Source organism: Nocardia aurea (assembly GCF_003123685.1).
Lineage (GTDB): Bacteria > Actinomycetota > Actinomycetes > Mycobacteriales > Mycobacteriaceae > Nocardia > Nocardia aurea.
The window spans coordinates 251,788-268,014 of record NZ_QCYJ01000103.1; the positions used below are offsets into that span (position 1 = coordinate 251,788).

Annotated in this window: 9 protein-coding genes; 5 read left to right on the forward strand and 4 right to left on the reverse strand. The window is 68.8% G+C overall.

Annotated elements, in window-relative coordinates; genetic code table 11:
* Position 1: 1 nt before the first annotated feature.
* The 3 genes from DAT37_RS22330 to DAT37_RS22340 form a co-directional block, all read right to left on the reverse strand.
* Positions 2-547 (reverse strand): superoxide dismutase family protein, encoded by a 546-nt coding sequence (locus DAT37_RS22330; protein WP_157978623.1) that lies wholly within the window; start codon positions 545-547, stop codon positions 2-4.
* 191 nt (positions 548-738) lie between these two features.
* Entirely contained in the window at positions 739-885 is a 147-nt protein-coding gene (locus DAT37_RS22335; protein WP_198654388.1) for a hypothetical protein, read from the reverse strand.
* Between the two features lie 42 nt (positions 886-927).
* On the reverse strand, positions 928-1,794 hold the full coding sequence (locus DAT37_RS22340; RefSeq protein ID WP_109526780.1) for an SDR family NAD(P)-dependent oxidoreductase: 867 nt from the start codon (positions 1,792-1,794) through the stop codon (positions 928-930).
* A 45-nt stretch (positions 1,795-1,839) separates the two neighbouring features.
* Here DAT37_RS22340 and DAT37_RS22345 point away from each other — a divergent pair, with 45 nt between their 5' ends.
* On the forward strand, positions 1,840-2,298 hold the full coding sequence (locus DAT37_RS22345; protein ID WP_157978624.1) for a MarR family winged helix-turn-helix transcriptional regulator: 459 nt from the start codon (positions 1,840-1,842) through the stop codon (positions 2,296-2,298).
* A gap of 97 nt (positions 2,299-2,395) precedes the next feature.
* The gene (locus DAT37_RS22350) at positions 2,396-8,311 is read left to right on the forward strand and encodes a non-ribosomal peptide synthetase (RefSeq protein ID WP_109526782.1); all 5,916 of its coding nucleotides are present in this window, start codon (positions 2,396-2,398) and stop codon (positions 8,309-8,311) included.
* A 171-nt stretch (positions 8,312-8,482) separates the two neighbouring features.
* Here the strand turns inward: DAT37_RS22350 and DAT37_RS22355 are convergent, their stop codons facing one another.
* The gene (locus tag DAT37_RS22355) at positions 8,483-9,940 is read right to left on the reverse strand and encodes an aldehyde dehydrogenase family protein (RefSeq protein ID WP_109526783.1); all 1,458 of its coding nucleotides are present in this window, start codon (positions 9,938-9,940) and stop codon (positions 8,483-8,485) included.
* A gap of 333 nt (positions 9,941-10,273) precedes the next feature.
* Between DAT37_RS22355 and DAT37_RS22365 the strand changes: the two genes are divergently transcribed.
* The 3 genes from DAT37_RS22365 to DAT37_RS22375 all read left to right on the forward strand — a co-directional run bounded on the left by DAT37_RS22365 (position 10,274) and on the right by DAT37_RS22375 (position 16,211).
* Positions 10,274-11,095: a SigB/SigF/SigG family RNA polymerase sigma factor gene (locus DAT37_RS22365; protein ID WP_109526785.1), complete on the forward strand. Its 822-nt coding sequence runs from the start codon at positions 10,274-10,276 to the stop codon at positions 11,093-11,095.
* Between the two features lie 334 nt (positions 11,096-11,429).
* Positions 11,430-13,652 (forward strand): SulP family inorganic anion transporter, encoded by a 2,223-nt coding sequence (locus DAT37_RS22370; RefSeq protein WP_109526786.1) that lies wholly within the window; start codon positions 11,430-11,432, stop codon positions 13,650-13,652.
* 312 nt (positions 13,653-13,964) lie between these two features.
* On the forward strand, positions 13,965-16,211 hold the full coding sequence (locus DAT37_RS22375; protein ID WP_109526787.1) for a SulP family inorganic anion transporter: 2,247 nt from the start codon (positions 13,965-13,967) through the stop codon (positions 16,209-16,211).
* The last annotated feature ends 16 nt before the right edge of the window (positions 16,212-16,227 follow it).

Below are 16,227 nucleotides of genomic sequence, written 5' to 3' on the forward strand. Positions count from 1 at the left end.
ATCACCCCTGCGGCATCCGTTCGATGGTGGCGCAGGTCGCCCCGTCGGGTCCGTCGAGCATGAACGAGCGACGCCCGACCAGATCGTTGACGGAGAACGTGGAATCGATGCCACGGAATTCGAACTCGCCGTTCCTGTCGGCCTCGAATCTGCCGAATTTGGCGGTGAGATCTCCGACGGCGGCGGTCGCGAAGTCGGCCGGATCGGGGCGATACGCGGGGGATTTGCTCAGGTCCATCGGATCGAGGAGACGTCCGACGCCCTCGCATCCCTTTCCCGCGGCGGTGACGAACTCGTGGATGGACGCGGAGTACTGCTCGCGAGGATCGAGGCCGGTGAACGAGGCCTCGATGAGAACGGTCTCGTCGAGCGGGACGAATTCGACCCGGCCCGACAGCGATCCGCTCTTCAGTTGCGCGACAACGGGATCGAACTTCGGCGCGGGCCCGGCGGAGGCGGTGGCTGTCCACCCCAGGGCGGTCGCGGAACTCGCGACGACGACACCGGCGATGAACAATGCCGTCGATCGGTGACCGGGTACAGACATCATGCCTCCGTTGAACATCAGCGCGAGCGTCTCGGTGCGAGGGGAAAGCACGGGTGAGGCGGGACCGTCGAAAACCCCCGGCGTTGCAGGGACCTCGACCCGCTGACACTGATTCGGAGCCGTCGTTCTTCCGGATTGGTCCGACCGGACCCGCGGCGCTGTCGGTGATGTCGAACGCTACGGGTTTCCGTTCAGCGGAATTCCCGCACGACGTCGATCCGTCCGACGATGTGCCGGTTGAATTCGTCGAGTTCTTCGGCGGGTAACCGCAGTTCGAGGATCGTCCGGCCACCCGCCTGCCGGACGGGGTAACCGGCGGCGAACTCGAACCGGGTCACGTACCCGACGCCGGACGCCGGAACGTTCCAATCCGGCGGCACTCACACGCCGAGTTGGAAGCGTGCGCTGCGGACCGCGTCGAAGCGTTCGGGGAGGACTCGATCGACGAGGGCGGCGATGCGGCCGAGGACGGGGCCGATACGGCGGGGGCGGTCGATGACGGCGTCGCAGATCGCCTGCGCGCCCTGCTCGGGGGTGAGGGCGGCGGCGTTCCGGTAGAGCGGGTTGGGGGCGATCATCTGTGTGCGGACGAGCGGCATGTAGACGGAGGTGAATCGTATGTTCTCGGTGAGGATTTCGACCTGGAGGTTGGCGGTCAGCGAATCGAGCGCGGCCTTGGAGGCGACGTAGGCGCTGTATCCGGGGCCGCCGAACAGGTTGGCCACCGACAGGACGGTGACGACCTGTCCGTCGCGCCGTTCGCGCATGCTGGGGAGCAGGGCGAGCATGAGGCGGGTCGGGGCCAGGTAGTTGAGCCGCATGGTTCGTTCGTAGTCGTGGAAGCGGTGGTAGGACTCGTCGAGGCGGCGGCGGATGGAACGGCCCGCGTTGTTGACCAGGATGTCGACGCCGCCGTGATCGGCGAGGATCCGGGTCGCCGTCGCGTCGAGTGCCTCGAAATCGTTGAGATCGCAGGGGTATACGGCCGCTTTGCCGCCCAGGCCCTCGATCTGCTCGGCGACCTGGCGCAGTTCCGGTTCGCGTCTGGCGATCAGTGCGACGGTGGCGCCCGCCGCGCCGATGCGCACGGCCGCCGCGCGGCCGATGCCCGAGGACGCGCCGGTGATCACCACGGTCCGGCCCGCCACCCGCTCGTCGAGCGTATGCCGCCTGCGTAGCCGGGACAGGCTCACCTGGGTGTCGAGGCTGTGCTTGATCAGGTGGGGTAGCTCGCCGATTCCATACATAGTGATGAATCCTAATTTATATAACTAGTGATGTACATTGCCGGAATGGACGCCGCCAGCCTGCATCTTCTCGCTCGTCGCTTGCGGGCTGTCGCCTTCGCCGCGACCGGCAATACCGGCTCGCGCCGATTCGCACCGAGTGACTACGCGGTCATCGAGGATGTCGCGGTGCATCCCGGATCCTCGATTCGCGAGATCACCGACCGGACGGCCATCGTGCAGAGTCTGGTGTCGCGCATCGTGGCCCGATACCGCGACGAGGGTTTGTTGGTGACCGCGCCCGATCCGGCCGATGGACGCCGGGTCCTGGTGAGTGTCGACCCCGCGACGATGGTCGAGGTGTTCCGGACCCGCGGGCGCGCGCCGATCGAGACCGCGCTGACCGCGGAAATGCCTCGGCTGTCCTCGGAGCAACGGCGTCGGATCGTGGAGTTGTTGGACGAGCTGGCGGGCCTGGTCGGCGCCTCCGGTCCCGAGTCCGAGACCGATTCGTCGCACCGGTAGCGATCCGCCTCGATTCTGTATCACTCTTTGCCCCATGACTAGGGTGTGAGGAAAGCCTTACCTAAAAAGGCGTTGATCGGAAGCTCGAGGTAGTGCCATGGAACCGGATCGGGACACGAAGCTGCCCTTGACCTCGGCCCAGCGCGAAGTGTGGTTCGCCCAGAATCTCCACGGCGATGTGCCGCTCACGATCACCCAGTACACGGATGTGACAGGTCCGCTCGATCGTGGCGTGTACGCCGCGGCCGCCAGGTACGCGGCGCGTGAGTTGGGTGGCTACCTCGGATTCGGCGTCGACGACGACGGCACACCGTGGCAACGGCTCGAATTCGATCAGTACGACGACGTCGATTTCCTGGATATGACCGCGGAACCGGATCCGCACGCCGCGGCACTCGCCTGGATCGGGCGGGACCGGGGTAAACCGGTCGACGTGACCGTCGATGCGCCCATGTGGTCGACGATTCTGCGAATCGGTCCGCAACGCCACCTCGTCTACACCCGCGCGCACCATCTCGTACTCGACGGATACGGCGCGATGACGCTGGCGCGACGGCACGCGCAGATCTACGAGCAGATGCTCGAAGGCGTCGAACTCGCGCCGCCCGCCCTCGGCACCCCGGAGATACTGCTGGAGGCCGATCGCGCCTACCGGTCGTCGACTCGCTTCGAGACCGACCGCCGCTACTGGGCCGAACGCGTCGACGGATCACCGGAAGCGGTCGGTCTCGCGACCCGTCCCGGAGATCTCGCCGCGCATTCGGTGGTGGTCGGCGCCGACCTGGACGCGACGCCGCTGGAGCGGGCCTCCGGCGACGCGGGGACGGCGGCGGTGCTGGTGGCGGTCTTCGGCGGCTACCTCGCGCGGGTGACGTGCGCGCCGGAGGTCACCCTGAGTCTGCCGGTGGCGGCCCGGACGACCGCGGCGCTGCGGCGGGCCGCCGGTTTGGTGAGCAATGTGGTGCCGCTGCGTCTCCCGGTGCCGGAGTCGGCCCGGCTGACCGATCTGATGACCCACGCGCGCGCCGAACTGAGCGGGGCGCTGCGGCATCAGCGCTATCGCGGCGAGGATGTGATCAGGGATGCCGAGGGTGGCGGAACGCGCTATGGCGCACGTGATTTCGGCCCGGCGGTCAACATCATGAACTTCCAGTCCTCGGTGGAACTCGGACCGGCGCGCGGCACCCTGCATCTGCTCGGCACCGGTCCGGTGCCGGATCTGACGCTCAATGTCTATCCCGGTTCCGTGAACGGACTCCGCGTCGAATTCGAGGGGAACCCGAACCGCTACACGCCCGCCGAATTGGCCGCGCATCACGCGCGATTCCTGCGCCTGCTCGACCATCTCACCGGTGACCCGTCCGCGACGGTCGGCGGGTTCGACCTGGTCGACGACGAGCAACGCCGGGCATTGGTACCCTGGCGCGGTCCGGAGACCGGTCCCGTCGAGACGCTGGCGGCGCTCATCGCCTCCGCGGTGCGCCGCGATCCGGACGGCACGGCCGTGGTGTACGGCGAATCACGCTGGACCTACCGGGATTTCGATATCCACACCGATGTATTGGCGCGTGCGCTGATCGAGGCGGGCGCGGGACCGGAGCGCCTGGTGGTGACGCTGCTGGAGCGGTCGGCCGAATCGGTGGCGGCGGTGTGGGCGGTCACCAAGGCGGGCGCGGCGTTCGTCCCCGTCGATCCGAGCTACCCCGACGAGCGGATCGACTACGTGCTCGCCGACAGCGGCGCCGAGATCGCGCTCACCACAGCCGAATACGCGGACAGACTACCCGAGGGCACGCGGGTGATCCTGCTCGACGATCTGCTCTCGACGCCTCCTGGCGAGTATCGCGGCCCGGTGACCGACACCGAGCGCACCGCGGCGCTGTCGGCAGCGCATCCGGCGTATCTGATCTACACCTCCGGCTCGACCGGTCGGCCCAAGGGCGTGATGGTGACGCACGGCGGATTGGCGAATCTGGCCGCCGAACGTCGCGATCGCTACGCCCTGCGGCCCGGTGCGGTGGCACTGCACCACGCCTCGCCCGGATTCGACATGGCGGTGGGGGAGCAGCTGTGCGCCCTCGCCGGGGCCGCGACGCTGATCGTCGCCCCGCGTTTCGTCGTCGCGGGCCCCGATCTCGCCGAACTGATGCGACGCGAACGGGTGAGCAACGCGATCATCACCCCCGCCGTGCTGGCGACCCTCGATCCGGCGGCGCTGCCCGAGCTGACGGTGCTCGGCGTCGGCGGTGAGGCGATCAGGTCCGATCTGGTCGACGCGTGGGCACCCGGTCGGCTCATGCGCAACGGCTACGGTCCCACCGAGGCCACCGATATCGCCACCATCGGCGAACTGGTCGACGGTCGGCCGGTGACCATCGGCGCGCCGCTGCGCGGATTCCACGCGGTGGTACTCGACGTGGCGCTGCGGCCGGTGCCGCCCGGCGTACTCGGCGAGTTGTACCTCGGCGGGCCCGCACTGGCCCGCGGTTACCACGGCCGCGCCGCGCTGACCTCGGACCGTTTCGTGGCCGACCCGTTCGGTCCGCCCGGTGGACGGCTCTACCGCACCGGTGACCTGGTGACCGTCACCCCTGCCGGCTCGGGATACGCGCTGCTCTATCACGGACGCGGCGATCTCCAGATCAAGGTGCGCGGGCATCGGATCGAACCCGGTGAGATCGAGACCGTACTCACCTCGTTGCCCGGGATCGCCCGCGCCGCCGTCACCGCGCACACCGATCCGCGCACCGGAACGCATCTGGTGGCCTACCTGGTAGCCGCACCGGGCGCGGGGATCGCCCGGCCCGCCGTCCGGGCGGCGGTCGCACGGCTGCTGCCCTCCTATCTGCGCCCGGCCGCCTACGAGGTGCTGGAGACGCTGCCGCTCACCACGAACGGCAAACTGGACACTCGGCGACTACCCGCGCCGGTCTTCGGGCAGAACGAATTCCGTGCCCCGGCCGGAGTCGCGGAAGAACGCGTGGCCGCCGTCTTCGCCGAGGTGCTCGAGCCGTCGACACCGATCGGTGCCGACGACGATTTCTTCACCCTCGGCGGTACCTCGCTGTCGGCCACCCGGGTCGCGGCCCGGCTCTCGGTGACCGTCCGCACGTTGTTCGACGCGCCGACCGTCGCGGAACTGGCCGCCGTGCTCGCGGACGCGTCGGCGGCGCACCGTCCCGAACTCGTCGCGCTGCCGCGTCCCGAACTCGTACCGCTCGCACCCGCGCAGTTGCGGCTGTGGCTGCTCAACCAACTGCTGCCCGATTCCGCCGCCTACCACCTGCCGGTCGCGGTGCGGCTGACCGGACCGGTGGACCGGACCGCCCTCGCGACCGCGCTGTACGCCGTGCTGGACCGGCACGAGGCGCTGCGCACCGTGTACCCGGAGGCGGGGACCTCCGCACGCCAACACCTGTCGAGCGTCGCCGACGCGGCGACGGCCATCGATCTCGTACCGCACGAAATCGACGCCGATCTCACCGCGGCCGTGCACCGCTTCGCCGCCGAACCGTTCGACGTGGCGGTCGACCCGCCCGTGCGTGCCCGCCTGTTCCGGTCCGCCGGTGTCACCGACGAGCACGTGCTGGTCCTGGTCGCCCATCACATCGCCGCCGACGGTTGGTCGCTCGGTCCGTTGATCGCCGATCTCACCGCCGCGTACACGGCGGCGCGAGCCGGGACCGCGCCGACGTGGGATCCGCTGCCGGTGCGGTACGCCGACTACGCGCTGTGGCAGCACGCGCTGCTCGGCGACCCCGCCGACCCGGAATCGACCGTGTCGGGACACCTCGCCTACTGGCGTTCCGTGCTGGCCGATGCTCCCGACCGACTCCCGTTGCCGTCGCGGCGGGGGCGGCGCGGTGAGCGGGGTGAGCGCGGCGCGGCCGTCGCGGTCGACCTCGCCGCGCCGAGCCGCGCACTGGGTGACAGCACCCCGTTCATGGTGGCCTTCGCCGCCTACGCGGTGCTGCTGCACCGGCTCAGTGACCGCACCGACATGGTGATCGGCACACCCGTGGCCGGACGTGGACATCCCGCGCTGGACCGGATGGTCGGCATGTTCGTCAACACGGTGCCGCTGCGGGTCCGGATCGATCCGGACAGCTCCTTCCGCGAGCTCGTCGCCGCCGTGCGCACACTCGCGCTCGACGCCTTCGACCACGCCGACATCCCGTTCGACCGCGTCATCGACGCCGTGGACGCACCCCGCGTGGAAGGCGGACATCCGTTGCTGCGCACGGTCTTCTCCTTCGAGAACCTGCCCGCGCCACCACCGCTGGTGCTCGACGGAATGCGCCTGGAACTGCTCGATCTGCCCCGGGACACCGCGCAGTTCGACCTCACCCTCACCGTGCGGGAGAACCCGCCCCGCGCCACCTTCCGCTACGACACCGCGGTGTTCGACGCGGCCGACGTCGACCATTTCGCCGCCGCCTACCGGACCGTCCTCGCCGCCGCTCTCGCCGATCCGGACCGCCCGGTCCGCGAGCTGGGAGATATCGCCGAGTTCGACGGGACCGGCGCCGATACCGAACCGCGGGCGAGTCGGGCCACCGGTGACGTGCCGTCCGCACCGGCGACCGCCCGCGAACACGCCATCGCCGCGGTCTTCGCCGAAGTGCTCGGCCTGGATTCGGTGGGCCCCGACGACGACTTCTTCGAACTGGGCGGTACCTCGCTGCTGGTGTTCACCCTGCGAACCGCACTGGCCGATCGACTCGGCCTGCACGTCGAGCCGCGCGCGCTGTTCGCGGCCGCGACCGTGCGCGCTCTCGCCTCGGCCGAGCACGACGCCGATCCGCGTCGCTTCGCCGAAACCCTGTCCGCCGACGCCGAACTCGACGACGAATTCACCGTCGACGGCCTGGAGCCCGCGGATCCGCAGGGGCCGCTGCTGCTCACCGGCGCCACCGGATTCCTCGGCGCCCACCTGCTGCGCGAACTGCTCGACAACACCGCCCGCGAGGTGTTCTGCCTCGTCCGCGCCACCGACCGGGCCGACGGGCTGCGCAGGCTGCGCGCCGCCCTGGCGAGTTACGACCTCGCCGCCGACGATCTGCCCGATCGCGTCACCGCCGTACCGGGTGATCTCGCCGAACCCCGGCTCGGACTGGACCGGGCGAGTTTCGACATGCTGGCGGGACGGCTCTCGGCCATCGTGCACAACGGCGCGCTGGTGAACCATCTCGCGACCTACGGGCAGTTGCGCGCCGCCAATGTGGGCGGCACCCGCGAGGTGCTGCGTCTCGCGGCCTCGACGCGGGCGATCCCGGTCCACCTGGTGTCGACCCTGGACGCGGTGCTCGGCCCGGACCGCACCGGTTTCGTCGACGAGAACACCGAGATCACGGCGGCCGAGGTGAACAGGCACGGCTACGTCGCGGGCAAATGGGTGGCCGAACAACTGGTACTGCGCGCGGGCGAACGCGGCTTGCCGGTCGCGGTGTACCGCCCGGGCCTGGTCGGCGCTTCGGCACGCACCGGCGCGATATCGGCCGACGACTCGCTGTGGACGATGGTCCGCGCCGCGGCACTGCTCGGGACCGCGCCAGAGGTGGGTGACGCGGTGGTGTCGCTCGCACCCGTCGACTACGTCGCCGCGGGGATCGCGGCACTGGTCGTGCGTGGTATCCCGGACGGCGAGCGCTACCACCTGGTGAACACCGAGCCGACCCCGGTCGCGGAACTGCTGGCCGGACTGGTGCGCCTGGGCTACCCGATGCGCACGGTCACCCCGGAACAAGCCCAGCTGGTACTCGCCGAACGACTCGGCGCGCACGGTGCGGTGGCAGGCGACGATCTGGCCCGAGCCGCGCTGCTCGTCGGTAATTACGTCGACGTGGACGCGAACGGCCTGGCGGATCTGGTACTCGACGACACCGCGACCGGCGCCGCGCTGCGCGGCACCGGAATCAGGTGCCCGAGGGTCGACGGCGCCGTGATCGACCGTTGTCTGCGCAGATTCCAGGAAACGGGTCTGCTCGCGCCCGCCCGGTCCGCGGTGCGATAACCGATTCGGCCGGTAGCCGAACCCGCGCTACCGGCCGAATCGCACCCCATCGAGCACCGGGACGTCACCGCCGTCGCGGCGACGTCCCGGTGAGCACCGCCGCGAGGGCGGTGCACGACGGTCCGTCGCGGTGCACCTGGGCGTGCACCGCGACGAACTGTCCCGCGTCGGTCAGAGCTGGACCCAGACCGACTTGGCCTTCATGTAACCCTCGATGCCTTCCTTGCCGAACTCGTGGCCCCAGCCGGACTGCTTGTAGCCGCCGAAGGGGACGCCGTGGTCGAAGACCAGTTGGCAGTTGAGCGAGACGGTGCCCGCGTCGAGCCGCCTGGCGAGGTTGTGCGCGCGGCTGAGGTTGGTCGTCCACGCGGTGGCGGCCAGACCGTAGGTGGTGTCGTTGGCCATCGCGACGGCCTCGTCGTCGCTGTCGAACGGCAGGACGGTGACCACGGGGCCGAAGATCTCCTCCTTGTACAGCCTGCTGGTCGCGGGATCGACGTTCGCGAGCACGGTCGGGTGCACGAAGTAGCCGGTGCGGTCGAGCCGATGTCCGCCGGTGACGACCTCGACACCGTCCTTCTTGCCCTCGTCGAGGTAGCCCATGACGCGCTCGAGCTGCTTCTGGCTGATCAGCGGGCCGATCATCGAGCCCTCTTCCTTGGGCCCACCGAGCTTGAGGTTGTTCGCCACGGTCGCGATACCTTCCACGACCTGGTCGTAGACACCGCGCTGGACGAAGATGCGCGAACCGCAGACGCAGCCCTGGCCGGAATGCACGAAGATACCCATCGCCGCCATCATGATGGCCATGTTCAGATCGGCGTCGTCGTAGATCAGGACCGGCGACTTGCCGCCGAGTTCGAGCATGACCTTCTTGAGGTTGCCCGCCGAGGCCTGCACGATCTTCTTGCCGACCTCGGTCGAGCCGGTGAAGGCGATCTTCTCGACATCGGGATGCGCGGTGAGCGCGGCGCCCGCGGTGTGGCCGTAGCCGGTCACCAGGTTGACGACGCCGTCGGGAACGCCCGCCTCGCGAATGATCCGGTCGAGCAGCACCGCCGACAGCGGCGTCTCCTCGGCGGGTTTGACGATGGTGCTACAGCCCGCGGCCAGGGCGGGCGCGATCTTGGCGCACGCGTTGAAGACCGGGCCGTTCCACGGGAAGATCAGGCCGACCACGCCGTAGGGCTCTTTGAGGGTGTAGGCGTGCATCTCGGCGAACGCGCCGGAGACGCCGCCCTGCATCTGCACCTCGTGCGCGGTGCCGTTGACCTTGGTGCACCAGCCCGCGTAGTAGCGGAAGAACTCCGCGCAGGTCGGCACGATCATCTTCGCCTGGGCCAGCGGCATGCCGGTGTTGAGGGAATCCAGTTCGGCGAGTTCGTCGAGGTAGTGGTCCATCAGATCCGCGATGCGCCACATGATCTTGGCCTTCTCGCGCCCGGGCAGACCGTTCCAGACACCCGATTCGAACGACGCCTTCGCACGGGCCACGGCCTCGTTCACCGCGTCCTCGCCGCAGTCGGTGAACTCGGTGATCTGCTCCTCGGTCACCGGATCGATGATCGGAATGACATCACCCGTGCCGGGGCGCTTCTGTATTTCGTCCAAAATCGACTGCAGCGTCATTGCGGATTCCTTCTCGTGGCCGAGGCAATCGATGCGATTCGAATGCTGTGCACTTGCTTAGCATCGCGGTGGAGGTCCGGTCAAGGTCTTCGGGCCGCGCGCGGGATCGCCGTGCGGCGGCCGGGATTCGCGCGTCGGGCGGGGTCCGCTTCGCCCGGTCGCGGGCCATTTACCGGCACCGCGCTCTGTGGGATGATCATGTGCCCGGCCCGATGCGCCGGTTTGTCATCGGTGGACGCGCTGAAGCCGTCACCGCCGCCGTGTGAACACAACACTCGAACCGTCCGGGTCACGTGGAGCGCGCAGAGTTCCCCGTCCGGCACGAGGAGACTCATGGCATCGACGATCGTGCACGACAGTGACGCCGCGACCCGGGTGGGGCGAACCCGTGCCGACGGCTACGACGATATCGAGCCGCGATTGGCGCGGCTGGCGTCGATCCCGCCCGGCGATCCGCAGCGCGCGGTGCTGCGCGAGGAGATCGTGCGATGTTGTCTGCCGCTGGCCGACCACATCGCTCGTAGATTCACCGGCCGCGGCGAGACCTACGACGACCTGCATCAGATCGCCTCGCTCGGTCTGGTACTCGCGGTGGACCGGTTCGACCCGGACCGCGGATCGAATTTCCTCGCCTTCGCCGTCCCGACGATCATGGGCGAGGTGCGCAGGCATTTCCGCGACCACACGTGGGCGGTCCGGGTGCCGCGACGGATCAAGGATCTCAAGCTCACCCTCGGTCCCGCGGTCGAAGCGCTGTCGCAGCGCCTGGAGCGGCCGCCGACCGCCGTCGAGATCGCCGTCGAACTCGACGCGGATCTGACCGAGGTGACCCAGGCGCTGCTGGCGGCCAACGCGTATCGGACCGATTCCCTCGACAGCGCCGCCCAGACCTCCGACGCGGAGATCCACGCCGGCCCGGTCACCGAAACCATGGGCGACGACGACCCGGGTTACGGCCTGGCCGAGGACGCACTCACCGTCGCCCCACTACTGGCCGAACTGTCCGATATCGACCGCGCGGTCCTGCGCCTGCGTTTCTTCGAAGGGCAGAGCCAGTCCCGGATCGCCGAACGGCTGGGTGTCTCGCAGATGCACATCTCACGGACATTGACCCGGATACTGGCGGATCTGCGCGAACGCGCACTCGGAGACTGACGGGGGCTCCTCCACACACGTCCGAAACACCACCGACGGCTCGGCGGCGCTGTGCCCGCCGGGCCGTCGTGGCGTTCGGACGTCGTGATCACGTCCGCGGGCAGCGTCGGGAGCGCGTCCTCCGAGCTGTGATTTAGATCACAGTTAGGTCGCGGTTGTCTCCTTCGACTTCAAAAGCTTTTCATATGTTTTGCGAAGTCTTTACCATTTGGGCGACCTGCGTTCCCTCGGGTCGCGTTCCACGAGAGGCTCGAGCTTCGCCCGCCACTCGCCTTCGATGCCAGTACATGTTCGACCGATGAACCGGATCCGCGCGATCCGGCGAAGGAGAATTATGTCCACCGACACCGATTCCGTACCGCGGACGTCGCGGCTCCACGCTCTCGTCCACCACCGGGTGCTCCGTCACGATGTGCCCGCGTCGGTGGTCGTCTTCCTTGTCGCACTACCCCTTTCACTCGGCATCGCGGTCGCCTCCGGCGCGCCGGTCGCCGCGGGACTGATCGCCGCGGTGGTCGGCGGCGTCGTCGCGGGCGCCGTCGGCGGATCGGCGGTGCAGGTGAGCGGGCCAACGGCCAGTCTCACCGTGGTGGTGGCCGAATCCGTGCACCACTTCGGTTGGGCCGTCACCTGTTTCGTCACCGTCGGCGCGGGCCTGCTCCAGATCCTGTTCGGGCTCAGCCGGATCGCGCGCGGGGCCCTCGCGATCGCGCCGGTGGTCGTGCACGGGATGCTCGCCGGGATCGGCGTCATCATCGCGCTGCAACAGGTGCACGTACTGCTCGGCGGCAATTCACTGAGCTCGTCCCTCCAGAGTGTGATCCAGCTACCGCATCAACTGATGTCGGTGCACAAGGGCGACCTGTGCATGGGACTGGTGGTCATCGCCATCCTGATCTGCTGGAAATTCGCGCCGCGGCCGGTGCGTGTGGTGCCGGGACCGCTGGTCGCCGTGGTCGTCGCGACGGTGCTGTCGCTCGCGCTGCCGACCCACGTGGAGCGGTTGGTGCTCGACGGCTCACTGGTGGACGCGATCGGCCTGCCCGCGCTGCCGCACGGCGGCTGGTTCGCGATCGGCATGACGATGGTGACCGTCGCGCTGATCGCGAGTGTCGAAACCCTGCTGTCGGCGGTCGCGGTCGACAAGGCGCGTCCCGGCGTGGCGACCGATTTCGATCGCGAACTCGTCGGGCAGGGCGCGGCGAACGTCACCTCGGGGTTGCTCGGCGGCCTGCCGATCGCGGCGGTCATCGTGCGCAGCGTGACCAACGCCAACGCGGGCGCGCAGACCAGGGCCGCGACCGTGCTGCACGGCCTGTGGATCCTGCTGTTCGCGGTCGCCCTGGCCGCGGTGGTGCAGCAGGTCCCCAAGGCCGCACTGGCCGGACTGCTCATCCTGATCGGCGCGCAGTTGGTCAAACTGGCGCATATCCGGCTGGCGCGGCGCACCGGCGAACTGTACGTCTACCTCGCCACCGTACTCGGTGTGGTGTTCTGGAATCTGTTGCTGGGCATGCTGATCGGGCTCGCGCTGTCGTTCGCGCTGCTGCTGTGGCGGGTGGTCAGGGTGACGATCTGCGCCGGACCCGTCGCGGAGACGGGCCGCTGGAAGGTCACCGTCGACGGCACCTGCACCTTCCTGGCACTGCCGAAACTCACCGCCGAACTGGCGAAGGTGCCCGCGGGTCCGCCGGTCACCGTGCAGTTGACGGTCGACTTCCTCGATCACGCCTCCTACGAGGTACTCACCGAATGGGCGCGCCGACGCGAATCCGAGGGCGGCACGGTCGATTTCGTGGAGATCGGCACCGCGCGCATGGCGGCGGCGCCCGCCGGACCGCCCGAGCGCGGTCACTCCCGGCAGGTGCTCGACCGGGTGATCGGCCCGCGGCGGCGCAGCGGCGGCCGTGTCGACCCGATCGCCGCCGGTATCGCGTCCTATCACCGTGGTCACGCCCATCTGATGCGGCCGCATCTGAACGAACTCCGCGATCGTCACGACGCCCACTCCTTCTTCCTCACCTGCGCCGACGCGCGGATCGTGCCGAACGTGATCACCGACAGCGGTCCCGGTGACCTGTTCACCGTCCGCAATGTCGGCAACCTGGTGCCGGTCGGCGGCAGCGATATCTCGGTGGAGGCCGCGCTGATCTACGCGCTGGAGAAATTGGACGTCCGCGCGGTCGTGGTCTGCGGGCATTCCGGGTGCGGGGCGATGGAGGCACTGCACCGCGAGGTGCAGGCCGATCCCGGCTTCGGCGACTGGCTGGCATACGCCCGGCCGAGTCTGGACCGATTCCGGCTGGGACATCCGGTGGCGGCCGCGGCGGCTCTCGCGGGCTTCGGCGAGGTGGACCAGTTGGGCATGGTGAACGTGGCCGTCCAGCTGGAATCGCTGCTGGCCTATCCGGCGGTGCGCCGCGGCGTCGAGGAACGCGGCGTCGCGGTATCCGGGCTGTTCTTCGACCTGGCGACCGCGCGGGTGATCGAGGTGACCGTGGACGGGATCGCCGATTTCGACGACAGAGGCGTCCGCGTCATCGCCGAGCCGGTCTGAGGTCCTGTCCGTGACCTTTCCGTGTTGTTCGATCCGGTGTCACGCCGGGACGGCGGTGTGGAGCGGATCACATCGGAACTCTTGTATCGAACGAGACACTGCTCGGCAAATTCTCAGGTTTTGCTAAGTCTTTACCAATAATCTTGATCTGGTTTACATCTCGATCCGATGTCGTATCGGGACCTGCTTCACCGCGAGATGCCGGTTCGCGGTCTATTGCCCAGTTGGACAAACGATCGTCAACCGAACTCGGTGCCGGGCCGTCGGGAGCCGTCCGCTCCCGCCCCGCGCCGCCGAGTCGGCGAAGGAGTAATGATGGCTGTCGAGAACGATCTGGCCCCCCCGGGATCCGGGGCTGAAAATAGAACTACCGCAACACGATCCGATCGTCTGGCATCCATCGTGCGCCACGATCTGCCCGCTTCGATCGTGGTATTCCTTGTCGCGCTGCCGCTTTCGCTGGGCATCGCGGTAGCCTCCGGCGCGCCCGTCGCCGCGGGCCTGGTGGCCGCGATCATCGGCGGTATCGTCGTTGGCGTCATCGGCGGGTCCACCTTGCAGGTCAGCGGCCCGGCCGCGGGCCTGACCGTGGTGGTCGCCGAATCCATCAGCCAATTCGGTTGGCGTGTCACCTGTTTCATCGTCGTCGCGGCGGGTGTGCTGCAAATCCTGTTCGGGCTCAGTCGAATCGCGCGCGCCGCGTTGGCTGTCGCGCCGGTCGTCGTGCACGCCATGCTCGCGGGCATCGGCCTCACCATCGCGCTGCAACAGGTCCACGTGCTGCTCGGCGGGTCGTCGCACAGTTCGGCGTGGAACAACATCACCGAACTGCCCGCCCAGCTGATGTCGCTGCACGGCGGCGGCGCGTTCGTCGGCGGCGTGGTCATCGCGATCATGCTCGGCTGGCGCTACGTCCCGGCCAAGGTGCGTGTGGTGCCGGGGCCGCTGGTCGCGGTCGTCGTCGCCACCGTCCTGGCGACGGTGCTGCCCACCGGAGCCGAGAAACTCGTCCTGAGCGGTTCGCTGTTCGACGCCGTGGCGCTGCCGCAGATCCCCGACGGCGGCTGGTCCTCCGTCGCGGTCATGGTGCTGACGATCGCCCTGATCGCCAGCGTCGAAAGCCTGCTGTCGGCCGTCGCGGTGGACAAGATGCACACCGGTCCGCGCACGCATTTCGACCGCGAGCTCATCGGACAGGGGTCGGCCAATGTGCTGTCCGGCCTGGTCGGCGGTCTGCCGGTGACCGGCGTCATCGTGCGCAGTGCCACCAACGTGACGGCGGGCGCCCGCAGCCGGGCCTCGGCGATCATGCACGGCGTGTGGATCCTGCTGTTCTCGGTCGCGCTGGTCGGACTGGTCGAACAGATCCCCAAGGCCGCCCTGGCCGGTCTGCTGATCGTGATCGGCATCCAGTTGGTGAAACTGGCCCACATCAAGCTCGCGCGGCGCACCGGTGACCTGCTGGTCTACGCGGTGACGGTGGTGAGCGTCGTCCTGCTCAACCTGCTGGAGGGCGTCATCATCGGACTCGTGCTCGCCTTCGGCCTGCTGCTGTGGCGGGTCGTGCGGGTGGCGATCGTGGCCGCCCCGATCCCGGCCTCGCAACGCTGGCTCATCACCATCGACGGCTCGTGCACCTTCCTCGCCCTGCCGAAGCTGTCCGCGGAATTCGCCAAGGTGCCCGTCGACGCCGACGTCACCGTCGAGATGACCGTCGACTTCCTCGACCACGCGGCCTTCGAGGCCATCGAGGAATGGGTGCGTCAGCAGGAGGGCAACGGCGGCAGCGTCGATTTCGTCGAGATCGGCAGCGTCCGGATGGCCGACGCGACAACGGGTCCGCCCGCTCGCGGTTTCGGCCGCGCGGTATTCGAGGAGATCCTCGGACCGTGGCGGCGAGAGGATCGTCACCGCGATCCGCTGGCCGCCGGCGTCGCCGCCTACCACCGCAGCCACGCCCACGTCGTGCGCCCGCATCTCGACGAACTGCGCGACCGGCAGGACCCGGACTCGTTCTTCCTGACCTGCGCCGATTCGCGCGTGGTGCCCAATGTCATCACCAACAGCGGTCCGGGCGACCTGTTCACCGTCCGCAATGTCGGCAATCTGGTTCCCGTCGAGGGTGACGCCTCGGTGGAGGCCGCGCTGCTGTTCGCGCTCCAGGAACTGAACGTGCGATCCATCGTGGTCTGCGGTCACTCCTCCTGCGGCGCGATGGCGGCGCTGTACTCGGGCGCGCAGGCCGATCCCGGGATCAGCGCGTGGCTCGCGCACGCCGAGCCGAGTCTGGACCGGTTCCGGGACGAACATCCGGTGGCGGTCGCGGCCCGCGAGGCCGGATTCGGCGAGGTGGACCAGCTCAGCATGGTGAACGTGGCGACGCAGCTGGAGACGTTGCACCGTCATCCCGCCGTGCGGGCGGCGATCGCCGAACGCGGGGTCACCGTGTCGGGACTGTTCTTCGACATCGCCAGTGCCAGGGTCATCGAGGTCACCGTCGACGGGCTCGCCCACATCGACGACACCGCGCCGGACCCGATGACACCGGAGCTCGTCTGAGCGACCTCGTACGCTG

Coding starts and splice junctions, on each gene's coding strand:
- DAT37_RS22330 (WP_157978623.1), bottom strand. CDS start 547: ATGTCTGTACCCGGTCACCGATCGACGGCATTGTTCATCGCCGGTGTC.
- DAT37_RS22340 (WP_109526780.1), bottom strand. CDS start 1,794: ATGTATGGAATCGGCGAGCTACCCCACCTGATCAAGCACAGCCTCGAC.
- DAT37_RS22345 (WP_157978624.1), top strand. CDS start 1,840: ATGGACGCCGCCAGCCTGCATCTTCTCGCTCGTCGCTTGCGGGCTGTC.
- DAT37_RS22350 (WP_109526782.1), top strand. CDS start 2,396: ATGGAACCGGATCGGGACACGAAGCTGCCCTTGACCTCGGCCCAGCGC.
- DAT37_RS22355 (WP_109526783.1), bottom strand. CDS start 9,940: ATGACGCTGCAGTCGATTTTGGACGAAATACAGAAGCGCCCCGGCACG.
- DAT37_RS22365 (WP_109526785.1), top strand. CDS start 10,274: ATGGCATCGACGATCGTGCACGACAGTGACGCCGCGACCCGGGTGGGG.
- DAT37_RS22370 (WP_109526786.1), top strand. CDS start 11,430: ATGTCCACCGACACCGATTCCGTACCGCGGACGTCGCGGCTCCACGCT.
- DAT37_RS22375 (WP_109526787.1), top strand. CDS start 13,965: ATGATGGCTGTCGAGAACGATCTGGCCCCCCCGGGATCCGGGGCTGAA.